The organism is Microbispora sp. NPDC046933, assembly GCF_040644635.1.
Taxonomy (GTDB): domain Bacteria; phylum Actinomycetota; class Actinomycetes; order Streptosporangiales; family Streptosporangiaceae; genus Microbispora.
In genome coordinates, this window is the sequence record NZ_JBEYWW010000037.1 from 1 (window position 1) to 25,623 (window position 25,623).

The 25,623-nt window shown below is 71.7% G+C and carries 22 protein-coding genes; 6 read left to right on the plus strand and 16 right to left on the minus strand.

Annotated features, from left to right (window positions below; all coding sequences use genetic code 11):
• Positions 1–348: ATP-binding cassette domain-containing protein (locus tag ABZ857_RS35775; RefSeq protein ID WP_357052451.1), on the minus strand; the 348-nt coding region annotated here is incomplete at its 3' end.
• A gap of 19 nt (positions 349–367) precedes the next feature.
• Positions 368–1,555, minus strand: coding sequence for an ROK family protein (locus tag ABZ857_RS35780; RefSeq protein ID WP_357052454.1), 1,188 nt, complete (start codon positions 1,553–1,555; stop codon positions 368–370).
• Between the two features lie 174 nt (positions 1,556–1,729).
• Here ABZ857_RS35780 and ABZ857_RS35785 point away from each other — a divergent pair, with 174 nt between their 5' ends.
• Positions 1,730–2,473 carry a beta-phosphoglucomutase family hydrolase gene (locus ABZ857_RS35785; RefSeq protein ID WP_357052457.1) on the plus strand — a complete coding sequence of 248 codons (744 nt, stop codon included), beginning with the start codon at positions 1,730–1,732 and terminating at the stop codon, positions 2,471–2,473.
• The gene (locus ABZ857_RS35790; protein WP_357052460.1) at positions 2,470–4,872 is read left to right on the plus strand and encodes a glycosyl hydrolase family 65 protein; all 2,403 of its coding nucleotides are present in this window, start codon (positions 2,470–2,472) and stop codon (positions 4,870–4,872) included. Before ABZ857_RS35785 ends, ABZ857_RS35790 begins: the two co-directional genes overlap by 4 nt.
• A gap of 28 nt (positions 4,873–4,900) precedes the next feature.
• On the opposite strand, the gene ABZ857_RS35795 is transcribed toward ABZ857_RS35790, so the two are convergent.
• From ABZ857_RS35795 to ABZ857_RS35850, 12 genes are all read right to left on the minus strand, one after another.
• The gene (locus tag ABZ857_RS35795) at positions 4,901–5,824 is read right to left on the minus strand and encodes an SDR family oxidoreductase (protein ID WP_357052462.1); all 924 of its coding nucleotides are present in this window, start codon (positions 5,822–5,824) and stop codon (positions 4,901–4,903) included.
• A gap of 65 nt (positions 5,825–5,889) precedes the next feature.
• On the minus strand, positions 5,890–6,858 hold the full coding sequence (locus tag ABZ857_RS35800; protein WP_357052465.1) for a GNAT family N-acetyltransferase: 969 nt from the start codon (positions 6,856–6,858) through the stop codon (positions 5,890–5,892).
• Positions 6,855–7,841, minus strand: a complete 987-nt coding sequence (locus tag ABZ857_RS35805) for a hydroxyacid dehydrogenase (RefSeq protein ID WP_357052467.1) — start codon at positions 7,839–7,841, stop codon at positions 6,855–6,857. Before ABZ857_RS35805 ends, ABZ857_RS35800 begins: the two co-directional genes overlap by 4 nt.
• Positions 7,825–8,817 (minus strand): dihydrodipicolinate synthase family protein, encoded by a 993-nt coding sequence (locus tag ABZ857_RS35810; protein WP_357052470.1) that lies wholly within the window; start codon positions 8,815–8,817, stop codon positions 7,825–7,827. Before ABZ857_RS35810 ends, ABZ857_RS35805 begins: the two co-directional genes overlap by 17 nt.
• On the minus strand, positions 8,817–9,836 hold the full coding sequence (locus ABZ857_RS35815; protein ID WP_357052473.1) for an epimerase: 1,020 nt from the start codon (positions 9,834–9,836) through the stop codon (positions 8,817–8,819). The genes ABZ857_RS35810 and ABZ857_RS35815 overlap by 1 nt, the downstream gene beginning before the upstream one ends.
• Positions 9,837–9,839: 3 nt before the next feature.
• On the minus strand, positions 9,840–10,676 hold the full coding sequence (locus tag ABZ857_RS35820) for a carbohydrate ABC transporter permease (protein ID WP_357052476.1): 837 nt from the start codon (positions 10,674–10,676) through the stop codon (positions 9,840–9,842).
• Positions 10,673–11,569: a sugar ABC transporter permease gene (locus ABZ857_RS35825; RefSeq protein WP_357052479.1), complete on the minus strand. Its 897-nt coding sequence runs from the start codon at positions 11,567–11,569 to the stop codon at positions 10,673–10,675. Before ABZ857_RS35825 ends, ABZ857_RS35820 begins: the two co-directional genes overlap by 4 nt.
• A 75-nt stretch (positions 11,570–11,644) precedes the next feature.
• Positions 11,645–12,877 (minus strand): sugar ABC transporter substrate-binding protein, encoded by a 1,233-nt coding sequence (locus ABZ857_RS35830; RefSeq protein ID WP_357052482.1) that lies wholly within the window; start codon positions 12,875–12,877, stop codon positions 11,645–11,647.
• A 32-nt stretch (positions 12,878–12,909) separates the two neighbouring features.
• The gene (locus ABZ857_RS35835) at positions 12,910–14,163 is read right to left on the minus strand and encodes a Gfo/Idh/MocA family oxidoreductase (protein ID WP_357052485.1); all 1,254 of its coding nucleotides are present in this window, start codon (positions 14,161–14,163) and stop codon (positions 12,910–12,912) included.
• 35 nt (positions 14,164–14,198) lie between these two features.
• A complete protein-coding gene (locus tag ABZ857_RS35840; RefSeq protein ID WP_357052488.1) occupies positions 14,199–16,322 on the minus strand; it encodes a hypothetical protein in 2,124 nt (707 codons plus the stop codon).
• Positions 16,323–16,346: 24 nt separating this feature from the next.
• Positions 16,347–18,512 (minus strand): hypothetical protein, encoded by a 2,166-nt coding sequence (locus ABZ857_RS35845; RefSeq protein WP_357052491.1) that lies wholly within the window; start codon positions 18,510–18,512, stop codon positions 16,347–16,349.
• A 194-nt stretch (positions 18,513–18,706) separates the two neighbouring features.
• Entirely contained in the window at positions 18,707–19,516 is an 810-nt protein-coding gene (locus ABZ857_RS35850; RefSeq protein ID WP_357052494.1) for an IclR family transcriptional regulator, read from the minus strand.
• Positions 19,517–19,705: 189 nt separating this feature from the next.
• On the opposite strand from ABZ857_RS35850, the gene ABZ857_RS35855 reads away from it, so the two are divergent.
• The 4 genes from ABZ857_RS35855 to ABZ857_RS35870 are packed head-to-tail and all read left to right on the plus strand — an operon-like array spanning position 19,706 to position 23,917.
• Complete coding sequence (locus tag ABZ857_RS35855) at positions 19,706–21,064, plus strand: aspartate aminotransferase family protein (protein WP_357052497.1); 1,359 nt, start codon at positions 19,706–19,708, stop codon at positions 21,062–21,064.
• On the plus strand, positions 21,064–22,251 hold the full coding sequence (locus ABZ857_RS35860) for a mandelate racemase/muconate lactonizing enzyme family protein (protein ID WP_357052500.1): 1,188 nt from the start codon (positions 21,064–21,066) through the stop codon (positions 22,249–22,251). Before ABZ857_RS35855 ends, ABZ857_RS35860 begins: the two co-directional genes overlap by 1 nt.
• On the plus strand, positions 22,248–23,090 hold the full coding sequence (locus ABZ857_RS35865; protein WP_357052503.1) for an amidohydrolase family protein: 843 nt from the start codon (positions 22,248–22,250) through the stop codon (positions 23,088–23,090). The genes ABZ857_RS35860 and ABZ857_RS35865 overlap by 4 nt, the downstream gene beginning before the upstream one ends.
• Positions 23,087–23,917, plus strand: a complete 831-nt coding sequence (locus tag ABZ857_RS35870; protein ID WP_357052505.1) for an SDR family oxidoreductase — start codon at positions 23,087–23,089, stop codon at positions 23,915–23,917. Before ABZ857_RS35865 ends, ABZ857_RS35870 begins: the two co-directional genes overlap by 4 nt.
• Here the strand turns inward: ABZ857_RS35870 and ABZ857_RS35875 are convergent.
• Both ABZ857_RS35875 and ABZ857_RS35880 read right to left on the minus strand, forming a co-directional pair.
• A complete protein-coding gene (locus ABZ857_RS35875) occupies positions 23,905–24,732 on the minus strand; it encodes an SMP-30/gluconolactonase/LRE family protein (protein ID WP_357052508.1) in 828 nt (275 codons plus the stop codon). The genes ABZ857_RS35870 and ABZ857_RS35875 overlap by 13 nt on opposite strands.
• Entirely contained in the window at positions 24,729–25,562 is an 834-nt protein-coding gene (locus ABZ857_RS35880; protein WP_357052511.1) for a fumarylacetoacetate hydrolase family protein, read from the minus strand. The genes ABZ857_RS35875 and ABZ857_RS35880 overlap by 4 nt, the downstream gene beginning before the upstream one ends.
• Between the last annotated feature and the right edge of the window lie 61 nt (positions 25,563–25,623).

Below are 25,623 nucleotides of genomic sequence, written 5' to 3' on the forward strand. Positions count from 1 at the left end.
CCGGGAGAACCCGAAACTCGCCATCTCATGGCCGAGGAAGATGTTCTCCGTCACGCTCAACCCGTCCACCAGGTCGAGCTCCTGATAAATGGTGGCGATTCCGAGGCCCATGGCCGCGGTCGGCGGCGCCAGCCGTACGGGCGAGCCGTCGAGCAGCACCTCGCCCTCGTCGGGCGCGTGGGCACCGGACAGGATCTTGATGAGCGTGGACTTCCCGGCGCCGTTCTGGCCGAGCAGGCAGTGCACTTCTCCGGCTCTGACCTCAAGGTCCACGCCGTCCAGCGCGCGTACGCCGGGGAACTGCTTGACGATCCCCCTCATTTGGAGCAGGGGGTGTTCGTCTCCCATGGGGGTCTCCCAACGATGATCAGTTGGCGGAGTAGACGTGATCGCTGATCAGGCGGGTGGCGCCGATGACACCCGCGGTGTCGCCGAGTTCGGACAACACGATTGGCAGGTTTCCGGTGGCGAGCGGCAGCGACCTGCGGTAGACGACGCTTCTGATCTCCGCGAGCAGCACGTGGCCGAGCTTGGCCACGCCGCCCGCGATGATCACAAGGCCGGGGTTGAAGAAGCTGACCAGGCTCGCCAGCACCTGGCCCACCCGGCGCCCGCCGTCGCGGATCAGCCCGATCGCGCCGGCGTCGCCCTGCGCCGCAGCCGCGGCGACGTCCTCGGCCGTCAGCGTGCCCGCGACCGCGAGCCGTTCGGCCAGGTACGGCGAGCCGCCCGAGCGGGCCACGGCGACGGCCTCCCGCGCCAGCGCGGCGCCGCCGAAGTACGCCTCCAGACATCCGGAGTTGCCGCAGGAGCAGACCGGTCCGAGGTCGTCCACCCGGATGTGGCCGATGTCGCCGGCGCTGCCGGACACACCGCGGTAGATCTTGCTGTCCACCACGATGCCGCAGCCGATACCGGTGCCGATCTTGACGAGGAGGAAGTCCTCGACGTGCCGCGCGAGACCGGCGTGCAGCTCTCCGAGTGCCATGATGTTGACGTCGTTGTCGACCACCGTGGGGCAGCACAGCGCCTGCCCGACCGTCTCCCTGACCGGGTAGCGGTCCCAGCCGGGCATGATCGGCGGCACCACCGGGACGCCCTCGGCGAAGCTCACCGGCCCGGGGACGCCGATGCCGGCTCCGCTGAGATCGGTGAACAGCCCGTCCCTGCTCAGCTTGCCGAGCAGTTCGATGGCCCGGTCCAGCACGACGGCGGGCCCCTCTCTGATGTCACAGGGCTCGCTCAGGTGACCGAGCACCTTGAGCTCTCCGTCGGTGACGGCGACGTCGATCGAGGTGGCGCCGATGTCGATCCCGGCGAACCGGATTTCACCGGCCAGGCGTACGCGTCCCGAGCGCCTGCCGCCGCGCGAGGCGGCCAGTCCGTCGGGCTCGGCGAGCCCCAGCTCGATCAGCCGGTCCAGCTCGACGTTGAGCTTCGACCGTGACAGGTCCACCACGTCGCCGAGTTCGGCACGGGAACGCCCGCCGTCCCTCAGCAACCGCAGGAGCGCGGCCTGGTGGACGTTCTCCGGCCTGATGGTCGTCCTCTTCACGTACGCCTCCGCGTCCCGGTGATTGGCACGAAACGTACCTCTTTTCTGCTGATCAGGGAAGACCTTTTATCGATGTGATGCAATCTTTCGCTGAAATCAGCAAAAGTAACGTCCTGTATGCGGGGTAGAAGAGCAGGAGGACGGTTGGAGGGCGCATGCTGGGGGTTGCCTGACATGCTGGGTTTGCCTGACGGGGTGCGCGGCTGCCTGTTCGACATGGACGGGGTTCTCACGCGCACGGCCCGGATCCACGCGGCGGCGTGGAAGGAGATGTTCGACGAGTACCTGCGCGACCGGGCGGTCGCCACCGGCACGCCGTTCGTGCCGTTCGACGAGACCGGCGACTACGAGCGGTACGTCGACGGCAGGAAGCGCCTGGACGGCACGCGGACCTTCCTGCGGGCCAGGGGCGTCGACCTGCCCGAGGGCAAGCCCGGCGACCCGCCGGGCATGCCCACCGTCAACGGCCTGAGCAACCGCAAGAACGAGCTGGTCCAGGCGATCCTCGACCGGCGGGGCGTGGAGGTGTTCGAGGGCTCGGTGCGCTACCTGCGCGCCGTCCGCGACGCCGGGCTGCGCCGTGCGGTCGTCTCCAGCAGCGCCAACACCGCGCGCGTGCTCGCCGCGGCCGGGCTTGAGGACCTGTTCGACGCGCGGATCGACGGCGTGGTGGCCAGGGAGCGCGGCCTGGCCGGCAAGCCCGCCCCCGACATGTTCCTCGCCGCCGCCGAGGCACTCGGGCTCGCGCCGGCCGAGGCCGCGGTGTTCGAGGACGCGCTGGCGGGCGTCGCCGCCGGGCACGCGGGCGGCTTCGCCCTCGTGGTGGGCGTGGACCGCGGCCACCAGGCGGAGGCCCTGCGCGAGAACGGCGCCGACGTCGTGGTGACGGACCTCTCCGAACTGCTGGACGACAAATGATCAAGCATCCCGCCTTCGTCGTCGAGCCCTGGTCGGTGCGGGAGTGCCACCTGCACACCGACGTGCTCGCCCAGACCGAGTCGGTGTTCGCGCTGTCCAACGGGCACATCGGGCTGCGCGGCAATCTCGACGAGGGCGAGCCGTACGGGCTGCCCGGCACCTACCTCAACTCCTTCTACGAGCTGCGCCCGCTGCCGTACGCCGAGGCGGGCTACGGCTACCCCGAGTCCGGCCAGACGGTCGTCAACGTCACCAACGGCAAACTGATCCGGCTGCTCGTCGACGACGAGCCGTTCGACGTCCGGTACGGGACGCTGCACTCACACGAGCGGGTCCTCGACCTGCGGGCGGGGACGCTCACCCGGAAGGTCTGCTGGAGCTCCCCGACCGGGGCGCAGGTGCGCGTCACCTCGACCCGGCTCGTGTCGTTCACCCACCGGGCCGTGGCCGCGGTGCGCTACGAGGTGGAGCCGGTGGACCAGCCGCTCAACGTCGTCGTCCAGTCGGAACTCGTGGCCAACGAGACCGTGCCGCCGCCGACCGCCGACCCCCGCGCCGCCGCTGCGCTGGAGGCGCCGCTGGTGCTGGAGGAGAACGTCGCCGCGCGCAACAACGTGTGCGTCATGGTCCACTCCACCAGGGCCAGCCGGCTGCGGGTCGCGGCGGGGATGCGCCACGAGATCGACGGCCCGGACGGCACCCGCGCCGAGTGCGACGGCGGCGGCAACGTCAGCCGGGTCACGATCGCCACCCGGCTCGTGCCGGGCGAGCGGCTGCGGCTGGACAAGTTCTTCGCCTACGGCTGGTCGGCCAAGCGGTCCCGGCCCGCGATGCACGACCAGGTCGTGGCGGCGCTGGCGGCGGCCAGGCTCACCGGGTGGGAGGGCCTGTGCGCCGAGCAGCGCGCCTTCCTCGACGACTTCTGGGCGGGCGCGGACGTCGAGGTCGAGGGCGACGCCGAGGTGCAGCAGGCGGTGCGTTTCGGGCTGTTCCACCTGCTCCAGGCGGGCGCCCGGCTGGAGCGCCGGCCCATCCCCGGCAAGGGGCTGACCGGCTCGGGCTACGACGGTCACGCGTTCTGGGACACCGAGAGCTTCGTGCTGCCGGTTGCCACCTACACCTACCCCCGGGCCGCCGCCGACGCCCTGACGTGGCGCGCCACGATCCTGCCCCTCGCCCAGGCGCGGGCCGAGCAGCTCGGGCTGTCCGGGGCGGCCTTCCCCTGGCGCACGATCAACGGCGAGGAGTGCTCGGGCTACTGGCCCGCGGGCACGGCGGCCTTCCACGTCAACGCCGACATCGCCGCCGCGGTCACGCGATACGTCGACGCGACCGAGGACACCGAGTTCGAGCGGGACATCGGCCTGCCGCTGCTCGTCGCGACCGCCCGGCTGTGGTGCGCGCTCGGCCACCACGACGCCGAGGGCCGCTACCGCATCGACGGCGTGACCGGCCCGGACGAGTACAGCGCCGTCGCGGACAACAACGTCTACACCAACCTCATGGCCCAGCGGAACCTGCGGGCCGCCGCCGCGGCGGCCGTACGCCACCGCGACGGGGCCGAGCGGCTCGGGGTCACGCTGGAGGAGACGGCGATGTGGCGCGACGCCGCCGCCGCCATGTACCTGCCGTACGACGAACGGCTCGGAGTCCACGAGCAGAGCGAGGGGTTCACCGGGCACGCGGTGTGGGACTTCGCGGGCACCAGGCCCGAGCAGTATCCGCTGCTGCTCCACTTCCCCTACTTCGACCTGTACCGCAAGCAGGTCGTCAAGCAGGCGGACCTCGTGCTGGCCATGCACCTGTGCGGCGAGGCGTTCACGCCCGAGCAGAAGGCGCGTGACTTCGCCTACTACGAGGCGCTGACCGTGCGGGACTCCTCGCTGTCGGCCGCCACCCAGGCCGTGATCGCCGCCGAGGTGGGCCAGCTCGACCTCGCCTACGCCTACCTCGGCGAGGCCGCGCTGATGGACCTGCGCGACCTGGAGCACAACACCCGCGACGGCGTCCACATGGCCTCGCTGGCCGGGGCGTGGATCGCGCTGGTGGCCGGGTTCGGCGGCATGCGGGCACGCGAGGGGCGGATCCGCTTCGCCCCCCGCCTGCCCTCGGGCATCACCCGGCTCACCTTCCGCGTCCGCTACCGGGGCCGCCTGCTGCGGATCGACGTCACGCCGGACGGCACGACGTACCGGCTCCTGCACGGCTCGCCCATCACGCTGGCGCACCACGGCGAGGAGCTCACGCTCGGCGCGCGGCCGCAGGCCCGGCGCAACCCGCCGCCGCCCTTCCCCGATCTGCGGGTCAGGCAGCCGCCCGGCCGCGCGCCCATGCCACGGCGGCCCACGGACCTGTCCGCCGACCTCGTCGGCCCGGCCGAGCAGGCCGAGGAGCTCTGACGGCCCGGCCGGGCGGAGCGCGAGGAGGTCAGAGCATCGCCTGCAGGGAGGCGCCGGCCTGCTCGCCCAGCTTGGTCGGGAGATAGGGCTGCTCGGCCATGACGGCCTCCCAGTTGTCGCGGATCGCCTCGACCGTGAGGTCGTCGGTCCGCCAGCCCGGCCCCTCGGCGACGAACACCCGGGCGATCCGGCCGGCGCCGACCGAGAACACCTCGCCGCTGGTCTCGCAGCTCTCGTGGGCCAGGTACGCCACCAGCGGGCTGACCCGCTCGGGGGTGAACTTCTCCTCGAACTCCGCGGGCAGCAGCGTCTCGGTCATCCGCGTCCACGCCACGGGGGCGATCGCGTTGGCCTTGATGTTCGCCCGCGCGCCCTCGATGCCGAGCGTCTTGGTGAGGCCCACCAGGCCCATCTTGGCGGTCGAGTAGTTGGCCTGACCGAAGTTGCCGAACAGCCCGGCGGGCGAGGAGGTGTTCACGATCCGTCCGTACGCCTGCTCCTTCATGTGCGGGAACGCCGCCCGGCTGACCAGGAACGAGCCGCGCACGTGCACGGCGATCACGGCGTCGAACTCCTCGACCGTCATCTTCCCGAACGAACGGTCGCGCAGGATGCCGGCGTTGTTGACGACGACGTCCACACGGCCGAACGCGTCGAGCGCCGTCCGCACGATCGCCTCCGCGCCCTCCGGCGTGGCGACGTTGTCGGTGCTGGCCACCGCCTCTCCGCCGTTTTTCACGATCAGCTCGGCGACCTCCGCCGCCGGGCCCGAGGACGCGCCGGAGCCGTCGAGGGCGCCGCCGAGGTCGTTGACGACGACCTTCGCGCCGCGCCGGCCGAGCAGCAGCGCGTGCGACCGGCCGAGCCCGTGCCCGGCACCGGTGACGATCGCCACCCTTCCGTCGAACCTGAGCTCGGCCCCGGCAGCATCGTGACCCTCAGCAGCAGACATGGCGCCACCCTTCCAGAAAGAGAACAAGGTTCTGGTAGCACTTTAGCCTTCTGCGACGGCAGCGGTCAGAAGTAGTCGGCCGTCCAGTGCACGGCGCGCGGGTGCTCGACGACGGCCCTGACGTCGGCCTCCTCCAGCAGCAGCGGCCTGGCCATGCCGGTGCGCTCGTCCCGGCGCTCCCACTCCTCGAAAAGGAGGGGCAGGGCGGCGCGGACCGGAGGGTCGAGCGGCGCGCGCAGGCGTCCCGACCGCACGCCGCGCGCGCGGGCCTCGGCGGCCACGGCGCGCAGCAGCGGCCCGGCCGCCCGATCGGCCGCGAGCGCCACCTCGACCACGTCGCCGGCGCTCCAGTCCACCACCGCGTACGCCATGGGCGTGCCGTGCTCGCGGACCAGCAGGATCTCGTGCGGCGGGCCGTACCAGACGGGGACGCGGCCGGTCCAGTCCCGGGCGGAACGCACGGTGGTGAGCGGGCGCCGGTCGTCGTGCCGGTCGTGCAGCGCGGCGAGCACGGTCCAGTCGTCGAGCCCGGTCCAGTCGTCGAGCACGGTCCAGTCGTCGAGCCCTGCCGGTCCGGCGGTCCAGCCGGCGTCGAGAGTGCCGGCGTCGAGAGTCCCGGCGGCGGCGAAGCGGCCGTCCACGCGCGGCCGGTCGAACACCCGCCAGCCGGAACCGGTGTAGACGCCCGGCGTGCCGGTGAACAGCAGCGACCACGCGCACCCGGCCGCCGTCATCGCGTCGGCCGCCATCGCGAGCAGTCGCCTGACCAGTCCCCTGCCCCGGGCGTCCGGCCTCGTCGCGACGCTGGACAGGCAGCCCACCCGCTGGACGCCGCCGTGAGCGTCGCGCACGTCGCGGGGCAGCCAGTACACCACGGCCAGGACGCCGGTGGCGTCCGCGGCCACGAGCGTGCGGCCGAGGCGCCCCTCGTCCTGCTCGTAGAGCGGCACGATGTGGGACGCGGTGAACGCCCGCGCCCACAGCTCGTAGAGGGACGTCACCTCGTCCGCGCGTACGGTCCTGAACTCGGTCAACCCATGCGCTCCAGCATCTCGGGAGTCACCTCGTGGTGCAGCGGAAGCCCCGCGCGGTGACGCCGGATCTCGTCCAGCACGAGCGTGCCCTGGCGCCGCCGCGCCTCGACCGTCCCGGCGGCCTGGTGCGGCGTGAGCAGGACGTTCGGCAGGGTCCTGAATCCGTGGTCGGCGGGCAGCGGCTCGGCGTCGAAGACGTCGATCGCGGCGTCGATCCGCCCGGTGCGCAGCTCCGCCAGCAGCGCCTCCTCGTCCACCAGCCACGACCTGGCCGTGTTCACCAGTCCCGCGCCGTCGGGCATGAGCGCCAGCTCGCGTGCGCCGAGCAGATGCCTGGTCTCCGGCAGCACCGGCGCGTGCAGGGCCACGATCCTGCTCGTGGCCAGCAGTTCGTCCAGCGGCACGGCGGGCACGCCGGGCTCGCCCGCGAAGTGGGGATCGCTCACCACCGTCTCCGCGCCGAGGGCGCGCACCAGCTCCAGATAGGCCCGGCCGGTGCGGGAGGCGCCGACGACCCCGACGCGGCATCCCAGGATCTCGTGCCGCGGCGGCGCCTGCTCCGCCGTGTGCCAGTCGGCGCCCCCACGCAGCGCGTGGTCGAAACGGTGGATGCGGTGCAGGAGGGACAGGGTGAAGGCGAGCGCCACCTCGGCGACCGGACGGGCCATCGCCTGCCCCGCCTGCGTCACCCTGATCCCCCGGGCGAACACCTCGTCGGTGACGAAGAACTTGACGCTGGCGCCGATGTGGGCGACCAGCCGCAGCCCCGGCGCGAGGTCCAGCAGGGCCGTGTCGAGGACCGGCATTCCCCAGCCCGTGACCAGGATCTCCGTGCCCGGAAGCGCCTCGGCCAGGGCGGCCCGGTCGGCCGGGTCGTCGAGCGGACGGGCTTCGCCGAGCTCCCGCCCGAACAGCCGGGCGCGCAGGTCCGGCGGCACGCAGACCAGTGTGCGCGGGTCGGGCGCGTCAGGCGAGCCAGGCATCGAGGTGCTCCGCCACGAAGTCGTCGTCCACCAGCCAGGGGTAGGCGGCCGTCACCCGGGTCAGCTCCTCGGCCTGGCCGGGCGACAGGCCCTCGTCCGGGTCCAGGCACCAGACGCCGGCGAGCAGGCCCTGCCTCCTGAGCACCTCGTGCACGCCCGCGATGCACCCGGCGAAGCCGTGCGCGGCGTCGAACACCGCCGCGTTGGCGTCGGTGAGCTGTTGCGCCTTCCGGGCCAGCCCGGCGGGGTCCCGGGACACCTGCTCGACCATCGCCACGGCGGCCCGGGTCCAGACCGCCCACTGGCCGAGCAGGCCGCCGCGGAACCGCAGCCCGCCGGGCAGCGCGGCGAGCAGGTCGCCGATGATGTGGTCGTCGTTGCCGGTGTACAGGGCCACCTCCTCGCGCCGGTCCGACGCCGCGACGCCGTACGCGACCTCCAGGGTGCGGTAGCGGTCGAACGGCGCGACCTTGATCGCGACGGTGGACGGCTGGTCGGCGAGCGCCCGCCAGAAGTCCCGGGACAGCTCGGGGCCGCCGATGGCCCGTTGCAGGTAGAACCCGATCACGGGCAGCACCTCGCCCACCGCGCGCGCCCGCTCCAGCAGGTCCGCCTCGGTCGCCCCGGGGACGACCGGCGACAGCAGCACCGCGTCGTACCCGAGGCCCGCCGCGAGCTCCGCCTCCGCGACCGCCTGTGCGAGGGGGCCGCAGGCGCCCGCGACGGTCACGACGTCCCCGGCGCGGTCGCTCGCGGCGACGGTCTCGGCGGCCAGTTCCAGGACCGGGCGCAGCAGTCCGGCCTCCCGGATCTCGAACTGCGTGGTGTGCACGCCCACGGCGATCCCGCCGGCGCCCGCCGCGAGGTAGTAGCGGGTGAGGGCCCGCTGGCGGCGCTCGTCGAGCGTGCGGTCCGCGGTGAGGGCGAGCGGGTGAGCGGGGATGACCGCCCCGTGGAGCAGCGGTGCGAGGGACATCAGAACCTCCCGTCGCGCACGGCGAACTTGGTGGGCTTGCCCGACACGGGCAGTCCCCGCGCCAGCCAGTCGGCCTGCCAGTCGACCAGCGTGCCCAGCGGGACGTCCGGGTAGCCGAACAGCGCGTGGCAGCGTGTCGCGTCGCTCAGCAGGGCCGTACGCGCCTCGGTGCCGGTGAACTCGGCGGCGACGCCGAACCGTTCGGCGAAGCGGGACGCGATCCGCCGGACCGACGCGGTCTCGGGGCCGGTGAGGTTGAGCACGAAGGCGTCGGACGACGCGTGCTCCAGCGAGCGCAACGCGACCTCGTTCGCGTAGCCCTGCCACACGACGTTGACGTGACCGGTGGTGACGTCCACCGGCGACCCCGACAGCACCGTCTGACCGATGTCGGCGAGCACGCCGTAGCGCAGGTCCACGGCGTAGTTCAGGCGCAGCACGCTCACCGGCGTGCCGCGCCGCGCCGCGTGCTCGAACACCCGCTCCCGGCCGAGGCAGCTCATCGCGTACTCCCCGACCGGCCCGGTCGGATCGGTCTCGGCGCAGCCGCCGGACTCCAGGCCGGTGAGCGGGTAGACGTTCCCTGTGGAGAACGCCGCGATCCGCGCACCGGCGTACCGCTCCGCGACGCGCGCGGGCAGCGCGGCGTTGACCACCCAGGCGAGGTAGGGCGCGGCGGCGGTGCCGAACTTCGCCCCCACCATGAACACCACATCGCGGGCGTCCGGCAGCGCGCTCAGGTCCGCGTCCCCCATCAGGTCGAACGTCACCGTGCGCACGCCGTGCCGCTCCAGGTCGCGGGCCGCGGCGGGGTCGGACCAGCGGGAGACCGCCCACACGGCGTCACCCGTACGGCCGGCCTCGTCGAGGCCCCGGCGGGCCAGGCGGCACAGCGTGGGGCCCATCTTGCCGCCCGCGCCGAGCACGACCAGGTCGCCCGCGCCCGAGGCCAGGGAGGCGACGAGGGCGGGAGACGGCGTCGTCAGCCGGTCTTCCAGCGCGGATTCAGAGTCGAACATCATTTATCCCTTGATTCCAGACATGGTGACGCCCTCGGTGAGGTAGCGCTGGCCCACGAGGTAGGCGGCGAAGATCGGCACGAAGGCCACGGTCGCGCCCGCGAGCACGACGTTGAGCGGCACGTTCTGCTCCTGCAGCGACGCGATGCCGACCGTCAGCGTGCGCATGCCGGTGCTCTGCCCGACGATCAGCGGCCAGAGGAAGTCGTTCCAGTGCCACAGGAAGACGAACAGGCCGAGCGTGGCGAGGATCGGCTTGCACAGGGGCAGCACGATCCTGACGAAGATCGTCCATTCCGAGGCGCCGTCCAGCCGGGCCGCCTCGAACAGCTCGTCGGGCAGCGCGCCGATGAACTGCCGCATCAGGAAGACCGCCTGGGCGTTGGCGAGGGTCGGCACGATGAGCCCCCAGAAGGTGTCCACGCCGCCCGCGTTGGCGACCAGGACGAACAGCGGGATCAGCGTCACGTGGTAGGGCACCATCACCATCGCGAGGAACGACCAGAACATGGTCTCCTTGCCGGGGAAGCGCTTCTTGGCGAAGGCGTATCCGGCGAGCGAGGCGAGCAGCAGCACGAGCACGACGCTGACCACCGAGTAGATCAGCGTGTTCAGCGTCCACAGCGGCAGGTCGCCGCCGCCGAGCACCCGCTCGTACGCCCCGGTGGCCAGCGGCCAGGGCAGCAGGCTGCCGGGGAACTCGACCGCCGCCACCGGCTTCAGGCTCAGCACGACCATCGCGTAGAACGGGAAGATCGTGACGATCGAGGCGACGCTCAGGAGCACGATCCGTACGGCCCGGCCGCCGGGTCCCGGCTCCAGCGCTCGGTATGCGGTCACTTGGCCCTCCCGATGAGCAGCCGCTGGATCAGCGCGACGAACAGAGTGAGCACGAACAGGGCGACGCCGAGGGCGCTGGCGTAGCCGAGGTCGAAGTACTTGAAGCCCTGGTCGTAGAGGTCCATGACCAGGGTGTAGCTGGAGCGTCCCGGGCCGCCGCTCGTCATGACGTAGACGAGGTCGAAGACCTGGAAGGAGTTCGTGGTCTCGATCACGGCCAGGAAGAAGATCGCCGGCCGCAGCTGCGGCAGGACCACGTAGCGGAAGCGCTGCCAGGGCCCCGCGCCGTCGCTGAGCGCCGCCTCCTCCAACTCGCGCGGCACGTCCTGGAGCCGGGCCAGGACGATCAGCATGCCGTACCCGAAACGGGACCAGACCGACACGATCACCAGGGCCGGGATGACGAGCACCGGCGAGGCCAGCCAGGAGCCGCCGATCAGCTCACCGAGCGGCCCCGACGAGGAGAACAGCCAGGTGAAAATGGTGGCCGCCAGTACGAGGCTGGTGATGACCGGCAGGAAGAAGATCGACCGGAACAGCCGCACGCCGCGGAACGACCGGCGCACGAGCAGCGCCAGGCCCACCGACACTCCGACGGACAGCGGCAGGTAGAGCACCGTGTAGATCACGGTCACCTTGAGCGCCTGCCAGAAGAGCGGATCGTGCAGCATCCGCTGGAAGTTGTCCAGGCCGACGAACGTCGGGCTGTCGCCGACCGTGTACTCGAAGAAGCCGAGTAAGGTCCCCACGACGGCCGGGCCGAACCGGAAGGCCAGGAACAACAGGAAGCACGGCAGGACGAACGCCAGGCCCCAGCGGGCCTCGTACCGGGCGCCCGCCGACCTGCGCCGGGCCGTCACTCGGCGCGGACGCGCCTCCGCGGTGACCGTCACGGGTTTACCTCACAGGTGTCTCGAAACTTGTCGCACCGTCCCGGCCGCCCTCGTGGGGTGGCCGGGACGCGCGTCCTACTGGCCGATGAGGGCGTTGGCCGCGGTGGCGGCGTCGGTGAGGGCCTGCTGCGGGCTCTTCTGGCCGATCAGCGCGGCCTGGATCTCCGGCGCGAGCACGCCCATGACGTCGCGCGCCTTGTCGTGCAGCGGCGCGCCCTGCATCAGGTCGAGCGTCTTCTCCATCTCGGCGTTCGGCCCGTCCGTGTACAGGGCGCCGGTCGACTTCTGCGGCGAGAAGAAGCCGGAGGCCGTGTCGTACGCCTTGGTGACGGCGGCGCCGGAGGCGAAGGCCAGCCACTTGCCGGCCGCGTCCTTGGCCTTGGAACCCTTGAGCATCGACAGCGCGCCGATGGAGCCGTAGCCGACCTGCTTGGCGTCGCTCAGCGGCGGGTAGATCTTGATGTTCTCCGCGCCCCAGAACGACTCGACGTCCGCGGGCACCTGCTGCCAGGTGCAGGCCGTCTTGTTCTGCGCCAGGTGCGTCTGCTCGAACGCGGGGATGCCGGTGAGCAGGTCCTTCTCGACGTAGCCCTTGTCGGCCAGCGTCTTGAGGAAGGTCAGCGCCTTGAGGCCCTCAGGGCCGTCGAAGGCCACCTTGGCGCCGTCGGGCGTGAAGACGCTGCCGCCGGCCTCCCACAGCAGGGGGTAGAACGACTGGTTGAGCGTGGCGCCGGGGTCGGCGTAGTAGTTGGTGACGTCGAAGCCCTTCTCCTTGAGCTTCGGCGCGATCGCGAGCACGTCGTCCCAGGTCTTGGGAGCCTCCACCCCGGCCGCGTCGAGCACCTTCCGGTTGCACATCAGCGGGTTCGCGCCCATCAGGATCGGGGCGCCCATCAGCTTCCCGTCGATGGTGACGGCCTGCTTGACGTTGTCGCGGTAGTCCGCCTTGGCCGTGTCGGACAGATAGGAGTCGACCGGCTGGATGGCCTTGGCGAACTTCGGGATCTGGTCGGGGATCAGGTAGACGAGGTCGGGCCCCTTGTTGCCGGCGATCGCCGTGGTGAGCGACTCCTCGCGCTTGGCCCAGGGGTAGATCTCGACCTTGACGTCGATGTTCGGGTTGTCCTTGGTGAACGCGGCGATCTGGCCGTCCCAGAAGGCCTTGTGCTTGGCCTCGTCCGGGATGATCGGATACACCCACATGGTCACGCTCTGCTTGCCGGACGCGGTGTCCGAGCCGGAGCCGCAGGCGGTGGCCGCGGCGGCGAGCGCCGCCACCACGACCGGCGCCAACATGCGAAGTCGCATGGGAAAGGTCCTCTCTCAGGAGTCGGGGAAGTTCACTGCTCGGGCACGTCGACGACGGTGCCGCTGTGCCGGGCCCGCTCGGCGGCGAAGACCGCGAGGTGGGAGGCGAGCGACTCGGCCGGGCCGGACCGGATCAGGACGTCGTCGCCGGTGGCCACGGCGCGCACGAAGGCGTCCATCACGCCGTCGTCCCCGCCGCCGTGGCCCTCGCCGGCGTTGGCGCCGCCGACGGGGCCGGCCTCGGTGGTCTCGGTCCTGCCGGTGCGGAAGTCCAGGACCGTCACCCGCTCGCCGTCTCCGACGAGCTGCCCGTGGCTGCCGAAGATCCGGGTCTGCCGGTGGGTCTGCTCGGTGAAGGCGGTCATCGTGAACGTCCCGGTGGCGCCGCCCTCGAACTCCAGGGCCAGCACCTGGTGGTCCACGACGTCGTTGTCGCAGGCGTAGACGCACCTGCCGTACGGGCCGGTGCGCAGCGCCTCGGTGACGCCCGCCTCGTCCGTCGCGTCGGTGATCACGCTGACGGGCCAGGCGGCCCCGCGCTCCCGCAGTGCGGGGTAGTAGAGCTTGGGCGCCGAATAGGGGCACTCGGGCTCGATCGCGCAGTCCAGGCAGCGGTCCGCGGCGCCGACGGGGCGCTTGTCCGGCCGGAAGTGGCCGAGGTCGCCGAAGCTCGCCACCCGGGCGATCCTGCGTCCGGTCACGTACGCCAGCCAGTCGAGGTCGTGGCAGGACTTGGCGAGCAGCATCGGGCTGGCCAGCTTCTCGCTCCGCCACGGCCCGCGGACGTAGGAGTGGGCCGCGTGCCACCAGCCCACCGGCTCCAGGTGCTGGACGCTCATGATCTCGCCCAGCACGCCGGAGCGGACCACCTCCATCACCAGGTCGGTGTACGGGGTGTAGCGCAGCACGTGGCAGACCGCGAGCCGGACACCGGCCTCGGTGACCGCGGCGACGATCCGCCGGCACTCCTCCTCGGTGGGCGCGAGCGGCTTCTCCAGCAGCAGGTCGCGCCCGGCGCGGGCGAACGCGACGGCCGGGTCGACGTGGTCCCTGTCCTGGGTCGCCACGATCACCGCGTCGGCCGGCACGTCCGCGGCCAGCATGTCCTGCCAGGTCGCGTACTCCGCCACCCCGGGATGCCCGGCCGCGACGAGGCCGCGCCGGTGGGGGTCCGGGTCGGCCACGGCGACGAGCCGCGCGCGGTCCGGGTTGCGCGCCACCCACGAGGCGTAGGTCTGGCCCCGGCTTCCGGCGCCGGCGAGGGCCAATGCGACCCGGCGTTCCATTTGCACTCCTCTGTGATGGTTTGGGAGTAAGAAGGTTAGAGAACGAGGTTTCCGGTGGTCTGGACCCGGGGGCCGTCCGGCGGCGTCGTCCGGGAGACGCCCTCCTCGACGCAGGAGGTGTGCTGGAGCAGCGAGCCGTCGCCGAAGGCGGCCCCGGCGAGCGTGACCTTCCCGCCCGACAGGCGGGCGCCGACCGCCGAGTACACGTTCTTCCCGGTCTCGATCGCCACGTGGGCCGTGCCCGCGTCGTTCGTCGTGCTCCGGTAGTCGCGCAGTTCCCACTGGACGGTCCCGCCCGCGTCCGCGCGGGACAGCAGCGCCTTCGCGCCGTTCGTCCCCTCGACCACCGCGCCGCCGCCCACGTGGACGCGCTGGTCCTTCTTCCCCGACAGCCGGATGCCGGTGCCCGACAGCCGCCCGCCCTGGATCCGTACGAGCGAGGCGGCGACGGGCAGCGGCGCGCCGCCCTCCTTGCCGAGCAGCGTGCTGTCGACCAGGTGCAGCTCGCCCGTGCCGTTGCAGGCGTTGCCGTCCAGGTTCGCCAGCACCGACCGCACGATGTGCACGGGCGAGGTGACCGAGGACTGCACGATCTCCGTACCGGCGGCGATCGTGAAGTCGCAGCCCTCGATGACGTTCGGCCGGGCCGACAGCGCGGACGACTGGGAGATGATCAGCTGGTTGTTCGCGGAGCAGCCCCGCATCTGGACGCCGTCGGCGTTGACCCAGATCATCCCGGAGCCCGCGAGCGACGGCTTGCCGATCACCCGCATGTCCTCAAGCGTCAGGTCCGTGACCTTCACCCGGGCGACGAACCACGAGCAGACGTGCCGGCGTACGGTGATCCGCTTGGCCGCCGAGCCCCACGCCGCACCGGAGTTGGCGAACGTCATCAGGCCGGAGTTGCCGGTGTAGACGAGGTCGTGCTCGTACTGCCCGTGGGTGACGAACGGCCCCTGGTCGTCCCCGTCGCCGTGGCAGTTCTCCACCAGCCCGTACGCCGAGGCGGTCCAGTCGTTGAGGTGGCGGGCGTTGGAGGTGTGGCAGTCGGCCACGTGGCCGTACAGGCAGTAGATCTGCTGGGTGAGGTAGCCCGCGCCGCCCCATGTGACGGACGTGGGGTTCTTCAGCGAGCAGGAGCGCGTCTGGAAGTAGGTGCACCAGCGCCGCATGACGACCGGCCAGAACGTGCCGGTGGCGTCGATGCCGGACACGTCGCACCAGACGGCGTACTCGTAGGCCACCGGGTGCGACCCCGTGTACTGGTCCGCGCCCGCGCCGGTGAACACCATGTTCCTGACGTGGACCCGCTCGACCGGCTCGATCCGCGTCCAGGTGATCGACCGCCCGGCCTTCAGCGTCCAGCCGTTGAGGTAGTTCACCCGGATGTGGGAGCCGTCCACGATCTGGGTGACCTGCACGAGCTTCTGCAGCTCGCGTTCCCACTGCCCGGCGCCCTTGCTCACCTCGGCCGACCACCACTGACCGACCTGGAACTTCGACGAGTCGCCGACCTCGAAGACGTCCGACAGCTCCGGCATGTCCGCGGTGAGCGGCGCGGTCACCACCGTGTCGGTGACCTTGCCCCGGAAGAAGAGCACGGCCGCGAAGGGGTCGTCGTAGCCCGCCTTCTCGATGCCGTCGGTGCGGACGGTGTGGCCGCCGAAGTCGAACTCCAGGTTCGAGCGGGTGTACCTGTGGCGCTTGACGAACAGCAGGTCGGTGTGGGCCTCGATCCGGTGGATGGACGGGTCGTTCACCATCGCGTCCAGCGCGGCGTCCGCCGGAGCGTCGTCGCCGAACACGCCGAACCTGCGGAAGTCGCCGACGCCGTCGTGGACCTGCACCCACCGGCCCGCGCCTGAGCCGCCCGAGTTTTCAGGACGCAGCACTGTGCCGCCGTTGGCCGCCGTCGTGGAGTCCGCGTCCCAGCGCACCAGCATGCCGCCGCCGTCACCGGCCGCCTTGTAGCCCGCGACCCGCACCAGCGTCCCGTCCGGGATCTTCCCGCCGTCCAGCGACAGCAGCTCGGCCACCGTCGCCACGCCGTACACAGCCGTCTTCAGCTCCGCCTGCGGCCCGGCGTGAGCCGTACCGGGAACCAGCAGAGCCAGCCCGCCGACACCGCCCGCCGTCAACAGGGCACGACGGGACCTCATGGATGAACTCATTTCGGGGACTCCTCAGACGGCCAGGTTGCCAGTGGTGATGACTCGGGGCCCCTGCGCCGGGGCCGTACGGGTGACGCCCTCTTCGGCGCAGCCCGTGTGCAGGAGGTGGGAGTCGCCGCCGAAGGCGGCGTCCGCGAGCGTGATGACGCCGCCGCGAAACCGCGCCCCGACGGCGGAGTAGCGGTTGACGCCGCTCGTGATCGCGACGTGCGCGGTTCCGACGTCGCGGGTCGAGCTGGCGTAGTCGCCCAGCTCCCACCGCACCGGTGAGCCGTCGGCACGGGACAGCAGCGCCTTCTCGCTGTTGGTCCCCTCGACCACGGCGCCTCCGCCGATCGACAGCCGCTGCTCGCGGACCGCGGACAGGCGGATGCCGGTGTCGGTCAGCCGCCCGCCGGACACGACGACCTCGGCGGCTCCGATCAGGAGCGGCGCCGCACCGGCGGTCCCCGTGAGGACGGTGTCGGTGAGGTGGACGGGGCCGGACCCGCGCATGACCGCGCCGTTCATCCCGGTGAAGACGCACCGGACGAAGTGGACGGGGTTCGTCACCGGCGTCTGGACGACGACCTGCCCCTCGGGGAGGTCGAAATGGCAGTCCTCGATGACGTTCGGCCTGCCGGACCGCGCCGACCGCTGCGCGACCGCGAACGTCCTGGCCGAGCAGCCGCGCATCTGCACGCCGTCGGCGTTGACCGTCAGCGTGCCGCCGGGGTCGAAGGTGGAGCGCGGGATGACCTTGACGTCCTCCAGCGTCAGATCGGTGATCTTGGTGTTGGCCGTGAACCAGGAGCAGACGTGCCGGCGTACGGTGATCCGCTTGGCGCTGATCCCCCACTGCGCGCCCGAGTTGGCGATGTCCATCAGGCCGGAGTTGCCGGTGAACACCAGGTCGTGCTCGTACTGCCCGTGGGTGGTGAACGGGTTGCCGCCCGCGTCGTCGCCGTCTCCGTGGCAGTTCTCCACGACGCAGTAGGCCGACGCGGTCAGGTCGTTGAGGTGGCGGGCGTTGGAGGTGTGGCAGTCGGCCACGTGGCCGTACAGGCAGTAGATCTGCTGGGTGAGATAGCCCGCGCCGCCGTAGAAGACCGTCGGCGGGTTCTTCAGCGTGCAGCTCTCGGTCCGGAAGTAGGTGCACCAGCGGCGCATGACGACCGGCCACCAGGTGAGGGTGGCGTCGATGCCCGAGACGTCGCACCAGGCGGCGTACTCGTAGGCCACGGGGTGCGAGCCGGTGTACTCCCGGTCGTCGGGCAGTTCCCCGTTCTTCGGCCCGTCGTACGGCGGGGCGCCGACGAAGACCATGTTCCTGACGTGGACCCGCTCGACCGGCTTCACCCTGGTCCAGGTGATCACGCGGCCCTTGTCGAGGTCCCAGCCGTTCTGGTAGTTCACCCGGATGCGGGAGCCGTCCACGATCTCGGTGACCTGCACCATCTTCTGCAGTTCCCGCTCGTCGCGGCCGGAGAGGTTGTTCACCACCGCCGTCCACCACTGGCCGACCTTGAATCTCGACGCGTCACCGACCTCGAAGACGTCGGCCAGGTCGGGCATCGGGGCGCTCAGCGTGTGCTCGACGACCGTGCCGGTGACCTCCCCGCGGAAGAAGAGCACCGCGCCGAACGGGTTGTCGTGCGTGTTCTTCTCGATGCCGTCGGTGCGGACGGTGTGGCCGCCGAAGTCGAACTCCAGGTTCGAGCGGGTGTACGTGTGGCGCTTGACGAACAGCAGGTCGGTGTGGGCCTCGATGCGGTGGATGGACGGGTCGTTCACCATCGCGTCCAGCGCGGCGTCCGCCGGCGCGTCGTCGCCGAACACGCCGAACCTGCGGAAGTCGCCCACGCCGTCGTGGACCTGCACCCACCGGCCCGCGTCCGGCCCGCCGAGGACTGTGCCGCCGTTGGCCGCCGCGGTCGAGTCCGCGTCCCAGCGCACCAGCATGCCGCCGCCGTCACCGGCCGCCTTGTAACCCGCGACCCGCACCAGCGTCCCGTCCGGGATCTTCTTGCCGTCCAGCGACAGCAGCTCGGCCACCGTCGCCACGCCGTACACCGCCGTCTTCAGCTCCGCCTGCGGCCCGGCGTGAGCCGTACCGGGAACCAGCAGCGCCAGCCCGCCGGCACCGCCCGCCGTCAGCAGGGCACGGCGAGCCAGGGGAGATTTCTGGGGATCGTTCAACAGATGCCTCAACCTTCGGCCGTACGGCGGGACGCGGCACGGCAGGGGGTGAATGAAGGCCGGGCGGACACGCGTGAGGCGTGCAGGCGGCGGTGCTGCTGGCCGAAACCGTCCGCGGTCAGGGGCTGTGACGTCGCGGGGGCCAGTTGTTCGCCCGATGTGGCGCAAACCTTAAGCAGGTTTCGGTCGGCAAATCAAGGCCGGTAGCCGAGTTCCCACGAAATCCGCCGCGCCGCGTCCCGCACCTGCCGCCCCAGCTCCTGGTAGCGCCATGTGGGCAGAGCCGGTTTCAGGCCGGTGATGCTGATGGCCCCGGCGCACGTGCCGGAATGGTCGCGCAGAGCGCTGCCGACGCAGAACACCCCCTCCGCGTCCTCCTCGTCGTCGAGCGCGTAGCCCGTCTCGCGGATGTCACGCAGGTGCGCCAGCAGCCGGTCGAGCTCGGTGATCGTGTGCGCCGTGCGGCGGGGCAGCCCCACCCTCTCGATCAGGGCCGCGACCTGCCGATCCTCCATCTCGGCGAGCAGCGCCTTGCCGAGGCCGGTGCAGTGGGGCAGCTCCCGCACGCCCATCCGCAGGTCCACCTGGATGCGCTCGCCGTTGCTCACCTGGTCGATCACCACGGCCTGGTCGCTCTCCGGGATCGCGAGCCGGGAATTCATGCCCGTCGTCCGGGTCAGCTCCACCAGAATGGGACGGGCGACGTCCCGCAGCGACAGCTGGTCGCGCGCCCTGTCCCCGAGCCGGGCGAGCGTCATCCCGAGCCGGTAGCGCCGGTTCATGCCCTCGCCGTCGTCGGCGGCCAGGCCGAACCGCTGGAGTGTGTAGAGGGTGGCGAAGGCCGAGCTCTTCGAGAGGCCGCACGCCGCCGCCACCTCGGTCACGCTCATCCCCTCCCCCGGGGGGCCACCGGCCAGGGCCTCGAGGACCTCGGCCGCCCTGGCGACGCTGCGGATCCAGTAGCGGGAGTTCTCCACCTCGCCATTCGCCATACTGTTCGTCATAGCCGAACACTGTAGCGCATTTTTCATCACACCTCCCCAGTACGGCATTGACCTGCGATGTATGCCTCCCTAAGATGCCGCTATCTGTTCGGGTACGCCGAATAGTGTTCGTAACAATCGATCTGCGGCGGAAACATTCGCGTCACACCGGAACGGGGCTGGTCCCGGTGCGGCGGCCAAGGAGACCATGTGAATCAGCAACCGGCCCCGTCCACCTCCCTGCCCGAACGGGCCCGCCGGGTCATCCCCGGCGGGGTCAACAGCGGACAGCGGAACGTTCCGGGACTCGCCGACCTGGTGATCGCCCGGGCCCAGGGCGCCACGTTCTGGGACGCGGACGGGCGGCAGTACACCGACTACCACGCGGCCTTCGGCCCGCCCCTGCTCGGCCACAACGACCCGGACGTCGCCGCGGCCGTGGCCGAGGCGGGACGGACCCTGGACCTGTGCGGCGTCGGCGTCACCGAGGGCGAGATCGAACTGGCCGAGACGCTCGCGGAGCTGGTCCCCAGCATGGAGCGGGTCCTCCTGACCAGCACCGGTTCGGAGGCGACCTTCCACGCCCTGCGGGTCGCGCGGGCCGCCACCGGGCGCCGGCTGGTGGTGAAGTTCCAGGGCTGCTACCACGGCTGGCACGACTCCGTGAGCATGAACGTGATCTCGGCGCCCGACCGCGTCGGGCGCAGGGACCCGATCTCCACGGGCATCCTGCCCGAGGTCCTCGACGCCACGCTCGTCCTGCGGTTCAACGACCCGGAGGGGGTGCGCGCCGCGTTCGCCGACCACGGCGACGACATCGCGGCCGTGATCGTCGAACCCGTGCCGCACAACGTCGGCTGCCTGCTCCCCGACGCGGAGTTCCTGCGTACGCTCCGGGAGGAGTGCACCCGGCACGGCAGCGTGCTGGTCTTCGACGAGGTGATCACGGGCGTACGGCACGGCCTGGGCGGCTGGCAGGAGATCGCCGGCGTGACCCCGGACCTGACCACGATGGGCAAGGCCATCGCGAACGGCTATCCCGTCGGCGCGCTCGGAGGCCGCGCCGACCTCATGGACCTGTTCAGCTCGCGCCCCGGCGCCCCCGTCTTCTTCGCGGGCACCTACAACGGCCACCCGGCGGTGGTCGCGGCGGCGCTCGCCACCCTGCGCAAGCTGCGCGAGGAGCCGGTGCACGAGCACGTGTTCCGGCTGGGCGACCGGGTGCGCGCCGAGCTTCCCCCGGTGCTCGCCTCTCTCGGCGTGCCCGCCGTCGTCACCGGGTACGGCTCGGTGTTCGTCACCTACTTCATGGACCGGCTGCCGAAGACGTACGACGACCTCCTCGCCAACGACACCGCCATGTTCGTCGGATACCGTCGCCGCATGGTCGACCAGGGCGTCTTCGAGCTGCCGCTCAACCTCAAGCGCAGCCACCTGTCGTACGCGCACACCGACGCGGACGTGGACCGGCTGATCGAGGCCACCGAGGCGGCCGTCCGCGCCCAGCTCGCCGAAGGCGGCGCGCCCGGCGACCTGAGCACCGCCTCCACCATGGGAGGAGCCCGCTGATGCTGACCGTGAACACCACCCGCCCGGCCGGCCCCGCCGGGCGGATCAGCCGCGTCGAGACCCTCACCCTGGGCACCGCCTGGCGCGACTTCAGCTATGTCCGGATCCACACCGACGAGGGCCTGTCGGGCGTCGGCGAGATCACCCATCCCTACCGGGCGCGGGAGACCTGCCTGCTGACCGAGGCGATGGCGCAGCGCCACCTGCTGGGCGCCGACCCGTTCGACGTGGAGGAGATCTGGCTCCGGCTCTACCAGGGCGACTTCCTGCGCGGCGGAGACGTCGGCGGCATCGTGGTGTCGGGCGTGGACCAGGCGCTGCACGACCTGATGGGCAAGGCGCTCGGCGTGCCGGCCTACCGGCTCACCGGCGGCGCCTGCCGCGACCGGGTCAGGGTCTACGCCAACGGGTGGTACACCGGCGACCGCGAGCCCGGCGCGTTCGCCCAGCGCGCCAAGGAGACGGTCGCCAAGGGCTACACCGCGCTGAAGTTCGACCCGTTCGGCGCCGGCCTCGGCGAGCTGTCCCGCGCCGAGCTGCGGCTCTCGCTCGACATCGTCGCCGCCGTACGGGAGGCGGTCGGCCCGGACGTGGACCTGTTCGTCGAGGGGCACGCCCGGTTCGCCTTCCACACCGCCGCCCGGCTGGTGCGGGAGCTGGAGCCGTACGACATCGGCTGGTTCGAGGAGCCGCTGCCGTGGACCCACATCGAGCGGTACGCCGAGCTGCGCCAGCGGGCGGCCTTCCCGATCTCGGGCGGGGAGCACTTCCACAACCGGTACGAGTACGCGCGGCTGTTCGCCACGGACGCGGTGGACATCATCCAGCCGGACCTGTCCATGGCGGGCGGGTTCACCGAGGTGCGCAAGCTCGCCGCGCTGGCCGACCTCCACGCGATGACCGTGGCGCCGCACAACTCGAACTCGCCGCTGTGCACGACCGCGTCGGTGCACGCCGTGCTCGGCATGCCGAACTTCACGATCCTGGAGACCTTCGACGGCCTGCTGGAGCCGTACGTCTTCGAGGCGGTCCGCGGCGCCCTGCCCATCGAATCCGGATATATCGGGATACCTGATGAGCCAGGACTGGGAATCGAGCTGGCCGACGAGGTCTTCGAGGAGCACCCGCCGAGCCACCGGTTCTGGAACATGTTCGCCGAAGGCTGGGAGAAGCGGAACCGCACATGATCGTCGACGTCCACTCACACCTGTTCACCTGCCCGGACGACGTCGGGGACCCCTTCGCCGCCGAGTCGGCCCGCGCGCACGGGGGTCACGTCGACCTCACCGTGCGGTGGTCCGACTACGCGGCCTCCGCCCCCGACGGCACCAGGACGATCGTGGTGGGCGGCAAGGCGCGCAGGTCGGGCCTGTGGGTGGACGACGCGGCCGTGGCGGATTACGCGGCCGCGCACCCCGACAGGCTGATCGGCTACCTGTCGCTCGATCCCACCCAGCCCGGCTGGCGGGACGAGCTGGTGCGCGGCCACCAGGACCTGGGCCTGCGCGGGATCAAGCTCATGCCGATGTACGCGGGGTTCGACCCCGCCGCCCCGGAGTACGACGACCTGTTCGCCTACGCCGAGCGGCACGGCCTGCCCCTGCTGGTGCACACCGGCACGACGTTCGTGTCCAAGGCGCCGCTGAAGTGGGCGCTTCCGGTCCATCTGGACGAGGTCGCGATCCGCCACCCCGAGCTGCGCATGGTCCTGGCGCATCTCGGCCACCCGTTCGAGGGCGAATGCATCGCGGTGATCCGCAAGCACCGGCACGTCTACGCCGACGTCTCCGCGCTCCACTACCGCCCGTTCCAGCTCTGGCACAGCCTCAGGCTCGTGCAGGACTACGGGGTGTGGCACAAGCTGCTGTTCGGCAGCGACTACCCGTTCACCACGGTCGACGCCTCGATCGAGGGGCTGCGGGCGGTCGGGGCCGTGGCGGGCATCCCCGGCCTGCCCCCGCTCGACCGCGACGACATCGAGAGCCTCATCCACCGCGACGCCCTCCCGCTGCTGGGGCTCGCATGAGTGAGCGAAGGTTCGACCTGACGGGACGGGTGGCCGTCGTCACCGGCGCCGCGCGCGGCCTCGGCCAGGCGTTCGCCGCCGGTCTCGCCGAGGCCGGCGCGGACGTCGTGGCGATCGACAGGCCGGGCGGGCCGCCGCTGGACGAGACCGTCCGGCTGGTCGAGGCGTACGGCAGGGTCTGCAGCCCGGTCGAGTTCGACCTCGCCGACACCGCCGGTCTCGCCGGCCTCGCCGACCGCCTCTGGGCCGGCCGCCCGGTGGACATCCTGGTCAACAATGCCGGGATCGCCAGGCTTGAGCACTTCAACGAGATCACGGTCAATGGCTGGCGCGAGATCATGGCGGTCAACGTCGACGCCGTGTTCTTCCTCTCCCAGCGGGTCGCCGAGCACATGATCGCCGCCGGACGGCCCGGCAGGATCGTGAACGTCTCGTCGAAGAACGGCCTGATGGCCGAGGCCGGGCTGGCCCACTACAACGCGTCCAAGGGCGCGGTCGAACTGATCACCAAATCGCTCGCGGCGGAGCTCGGCCCGCACGGCATCACCGTCAACGCGGTCGCGCCCGGCATGATCGCCACGCCGATCGACGACGCGTTCCCCCTGGAGCACCAGGCGTTCGAGGCGGCCTGGGCCGAGCGGATCCCCCTCAGGGGCGGGTACGGCACGCCCGACGACGTCACCGGCGCCGTCGTCTACCTCGCGTCCGACGCCGCCCGGTACGTCACCGGCGCCACCGTCGTGGTCGACGGGGGCGTGCTGGCCGACCAGATGCCCCGCCACCGGTTCATGCCGCCGTACCGCTCGACCCTGGATCAGCCACGGTAGGGGTGGGCGGGCAGGCCGGTGGCCGACGTGCGGCAGCGGAAGACCTCGCCTCCCGTCCGGCCGTCCGAGGCGGTCGTCACGTACAGCTCGTCCAGCCCCGGGCCGCCGAAGGCGCAACTCGTGACGCGGGACGCCGGGATCTCGACGACCAGGTCGAGCCGCCCGCCCGGCCCGTACCGCAGGACGGCGCCGCCTTCCCACACCGCCACCCAGACGTGCCCCGATGCGTCCACGGTGATGCCGTCGGGGCGTCCGCGCGTCACCGGGACGAAGGTGCGCCGGTTCGCGAGGTCGCCGGAGCCCGGGTCGTAGTCGAAGACGTCCACCCGGCCCAGGGCGGTGTCCACGTAGTACATGAGGCTCTCGTCCGGACTCCAGGCGATGCCGTTGGAGATCGTGACGCCGCCGACCACCCGTTCGACGTGACGATCGGCACCGAGGCGGTAGAGGGCGCCCACGCCGGGCGCGTCCGTCATGGTGCCGGCGAAGAACCTGCCCGCGCTGTCGCACGCGCCGTCGTTCATCCGGCCGCCCGCCTCGATCACGGTGGCGAGGACCTCCGGCGGGCCGCCCGCGGTGAGAAGCGCGAAACCCTCGCGCAGGGCGAGCGCGAGGCCGCCGCGCGCCGCGGGTACGGCCACCGTGACCGGGCGGCCCACGTCGATCGACTCGTGGCGCCCGCCGGCGAGCGTATGCACCAGCCCGGCCGGGATGTCGACCCACAGCAGCCGCCCGGCCTCATGATCCCAACGGGCCCCCTCCCCCAGCGCGGACCGGGGCACCGGAAGGGCGACGGGCTCCGAGACGCGGATCACTCCCGGCCGGTCACGGGGTTGCGCAGGGTCCCGATGCCCTCGACGCCCACCTCGACGACGTCACCGGGACGCAGGGAGCGCCGCGGGTCCATGAACTCGCCGCACCCCCACGGCGTGCCGGTCAGCACCACGTCACCGGGCTCCAGCGTGAACGAGCGGGAGCAGAAGGAAAGGAGCTCCGCCACCCCGAAGAGCATCTGCGACGTGCTGGAATCCTGCACCGTCTCGCCGTTCACGACGGTCCACAGCCGCAGCCCCTGGGGGTCGGGGATCTCGTCGGGCGTGACGACGACCGGGCCGAGCGGGCAGAACGTGTCGAGGCTCTTGCCCCGCACCCACTGGCCGTCGCCGAACTGGAGGTCCCGGGCCGACACGTCGTTCGCGACGGTGTATCCGGCGACACCGGCCAGGGCCTCCTCGGGGCTCGCGTCGCGCAGCGGCGCTCCGATGACGGCGGTGAGCTCGACCTCCCAGTCGACGCGGGAGGTCAGTGCGGCGTCGACGACGATCGCGTCCTCCGGGCCGATCACGCTGGAGGGGAACTTCGCGAAGACGAGCGGCCGCTCCGGCTTGTCCATGCCGGCCTCGCGGATGTGGTCCAGATAGTTGAGCCCGATGGCGACGATCTTGCCGGGCCGCAGCGGCGCCGTGGGCACGGCCCCCGGGATCTCGGCGGTCGCCGCGCCGGCCAGACGGCGGACCTCCCCCGCCCCTCTCGTCAGGACGTCCCGGAGGGTCACTCCGGCCGGCACGCCGAGCGCCAGCCACGCTCCGTCGCGCTCCACCGCCGCGACCTCGCCACCCGCCGTCCGGACCGTCCCGAGCCTCATGATCCCTCATTCCGTATGACAGAACGCTATTCCACGATGCGGTTATGAGATCACCGCGGAG

What these genes read in the sequence shown, in the direction of transcription:
- ABZ857_RS35790 (WP_357052460.1), top strand. Translation starts at nt 2,470, where the DNA reads ATGATCAAGCATCCCGCCTTCGTCGTCGAGCCCTGGTCGGTGCGGGAG.
- ABZ857_RS35785 (WP_357052457.1), top strand. Translation starts at nt 1,730, where the DNA reads ATGCTGGGTTTGCCTGACGGGGTGCGCGGCTGCCTGTTCGACATGGAC.
- ABZ857_RS35835 (WP_357052485.1), bottom strand. Translation starts at nt 14,163, where the DNA reads ATGGAACGCCGGGTCGCATTGGCCCTCGCCGGCGCCGGAAGCCGGGGC.
- ABZ857_RS35860 (WP_357052500.1), top strand. Translation starts at nt 21,064, where the DNA reads ATGCTGACCGTGAACACCACCCGCCCGGCCGGCCCCGCCGGGCGGATC.
- ABZ857_RS35840 (WP_357052488.1), bottom strand. Translation starts at nt 16,322, where the DNA reads ATGAGGTCCCGTCGTGCCCTGTTGACGGCGGGCGGTGTCGGCGGGCTG.
- ABZ857_RS35865 (WP_357052503.1), top strand. Translation starts at nt 22,248, where the DNA reads ATGATCGTCGACGTCCACTCACACCTGTTCACCTGCCCGGACGACGTC.
- ABZ857_RS35805 (WP_357052467.1), bottom strand. Translation starts at nt 7,841, where the DNA reads ATGCCTGGCTCGCCTGACGCGCCCGACCCGCGCACACTGGTCTGCGTG.
- ABZ857_RS35810 (WP_357052470.1), bottom strand. Translation starts at nt 8,817, where the DNA reads ATGTCCCTCGCACCGCTGCTCCACGGGGCGGTCATCCCCGCTCACCCG.
- ABZ857_RS35880 (WP_357052511.1), bottom strand. Translation starts at nt 25,562, where the DNA reads ATGAGGCTCGGGACGGTCCGGACGGCGGGTGGCGAGGTCGCGGCGGTG.
- ABZ857_RS35815 (WP_357052473.1), bottom strand. Translation starts at nt 9,836, where the DNA reads ATGTTCGACTCTGAATCCGCGCTGGAAGACCGGCTGACGACGCCGTCT.
- ABZ857_RS35870 (WP_357052505.1), top strand. Translation starts at nt 23,087, where the DNA reads ATGAGTGAGCGAAGGTTCGACCTGACGGGACGGGTGGCCGTCGTCACC.
- ABZ857_RS35830 (WP_357052482.1), bottom strand. Translation starts at nt 12,877, where the DNA reads ATGCGACTTCGCATGTTGGCGCCGGTCGTGGTGGCGGCGCTCGCCGCC.
- ABZ857_RS35850 (WP_357052494.1), bottom strand. Translation starts at nt 19,516, where the DNA reads ATGACGAACAGTATGGCGAATGGCGAGGTGGAGAACTCCCGCTACTGG.
- ABZ857_RS35795 (WP_357052462.1), bottom strand. Translation starts at nt 5,824, where the DNA reads ATGTCTGCTGCTGAGGGTCACGATGCTGCCGGGGCCGAGCTCAGGTTC.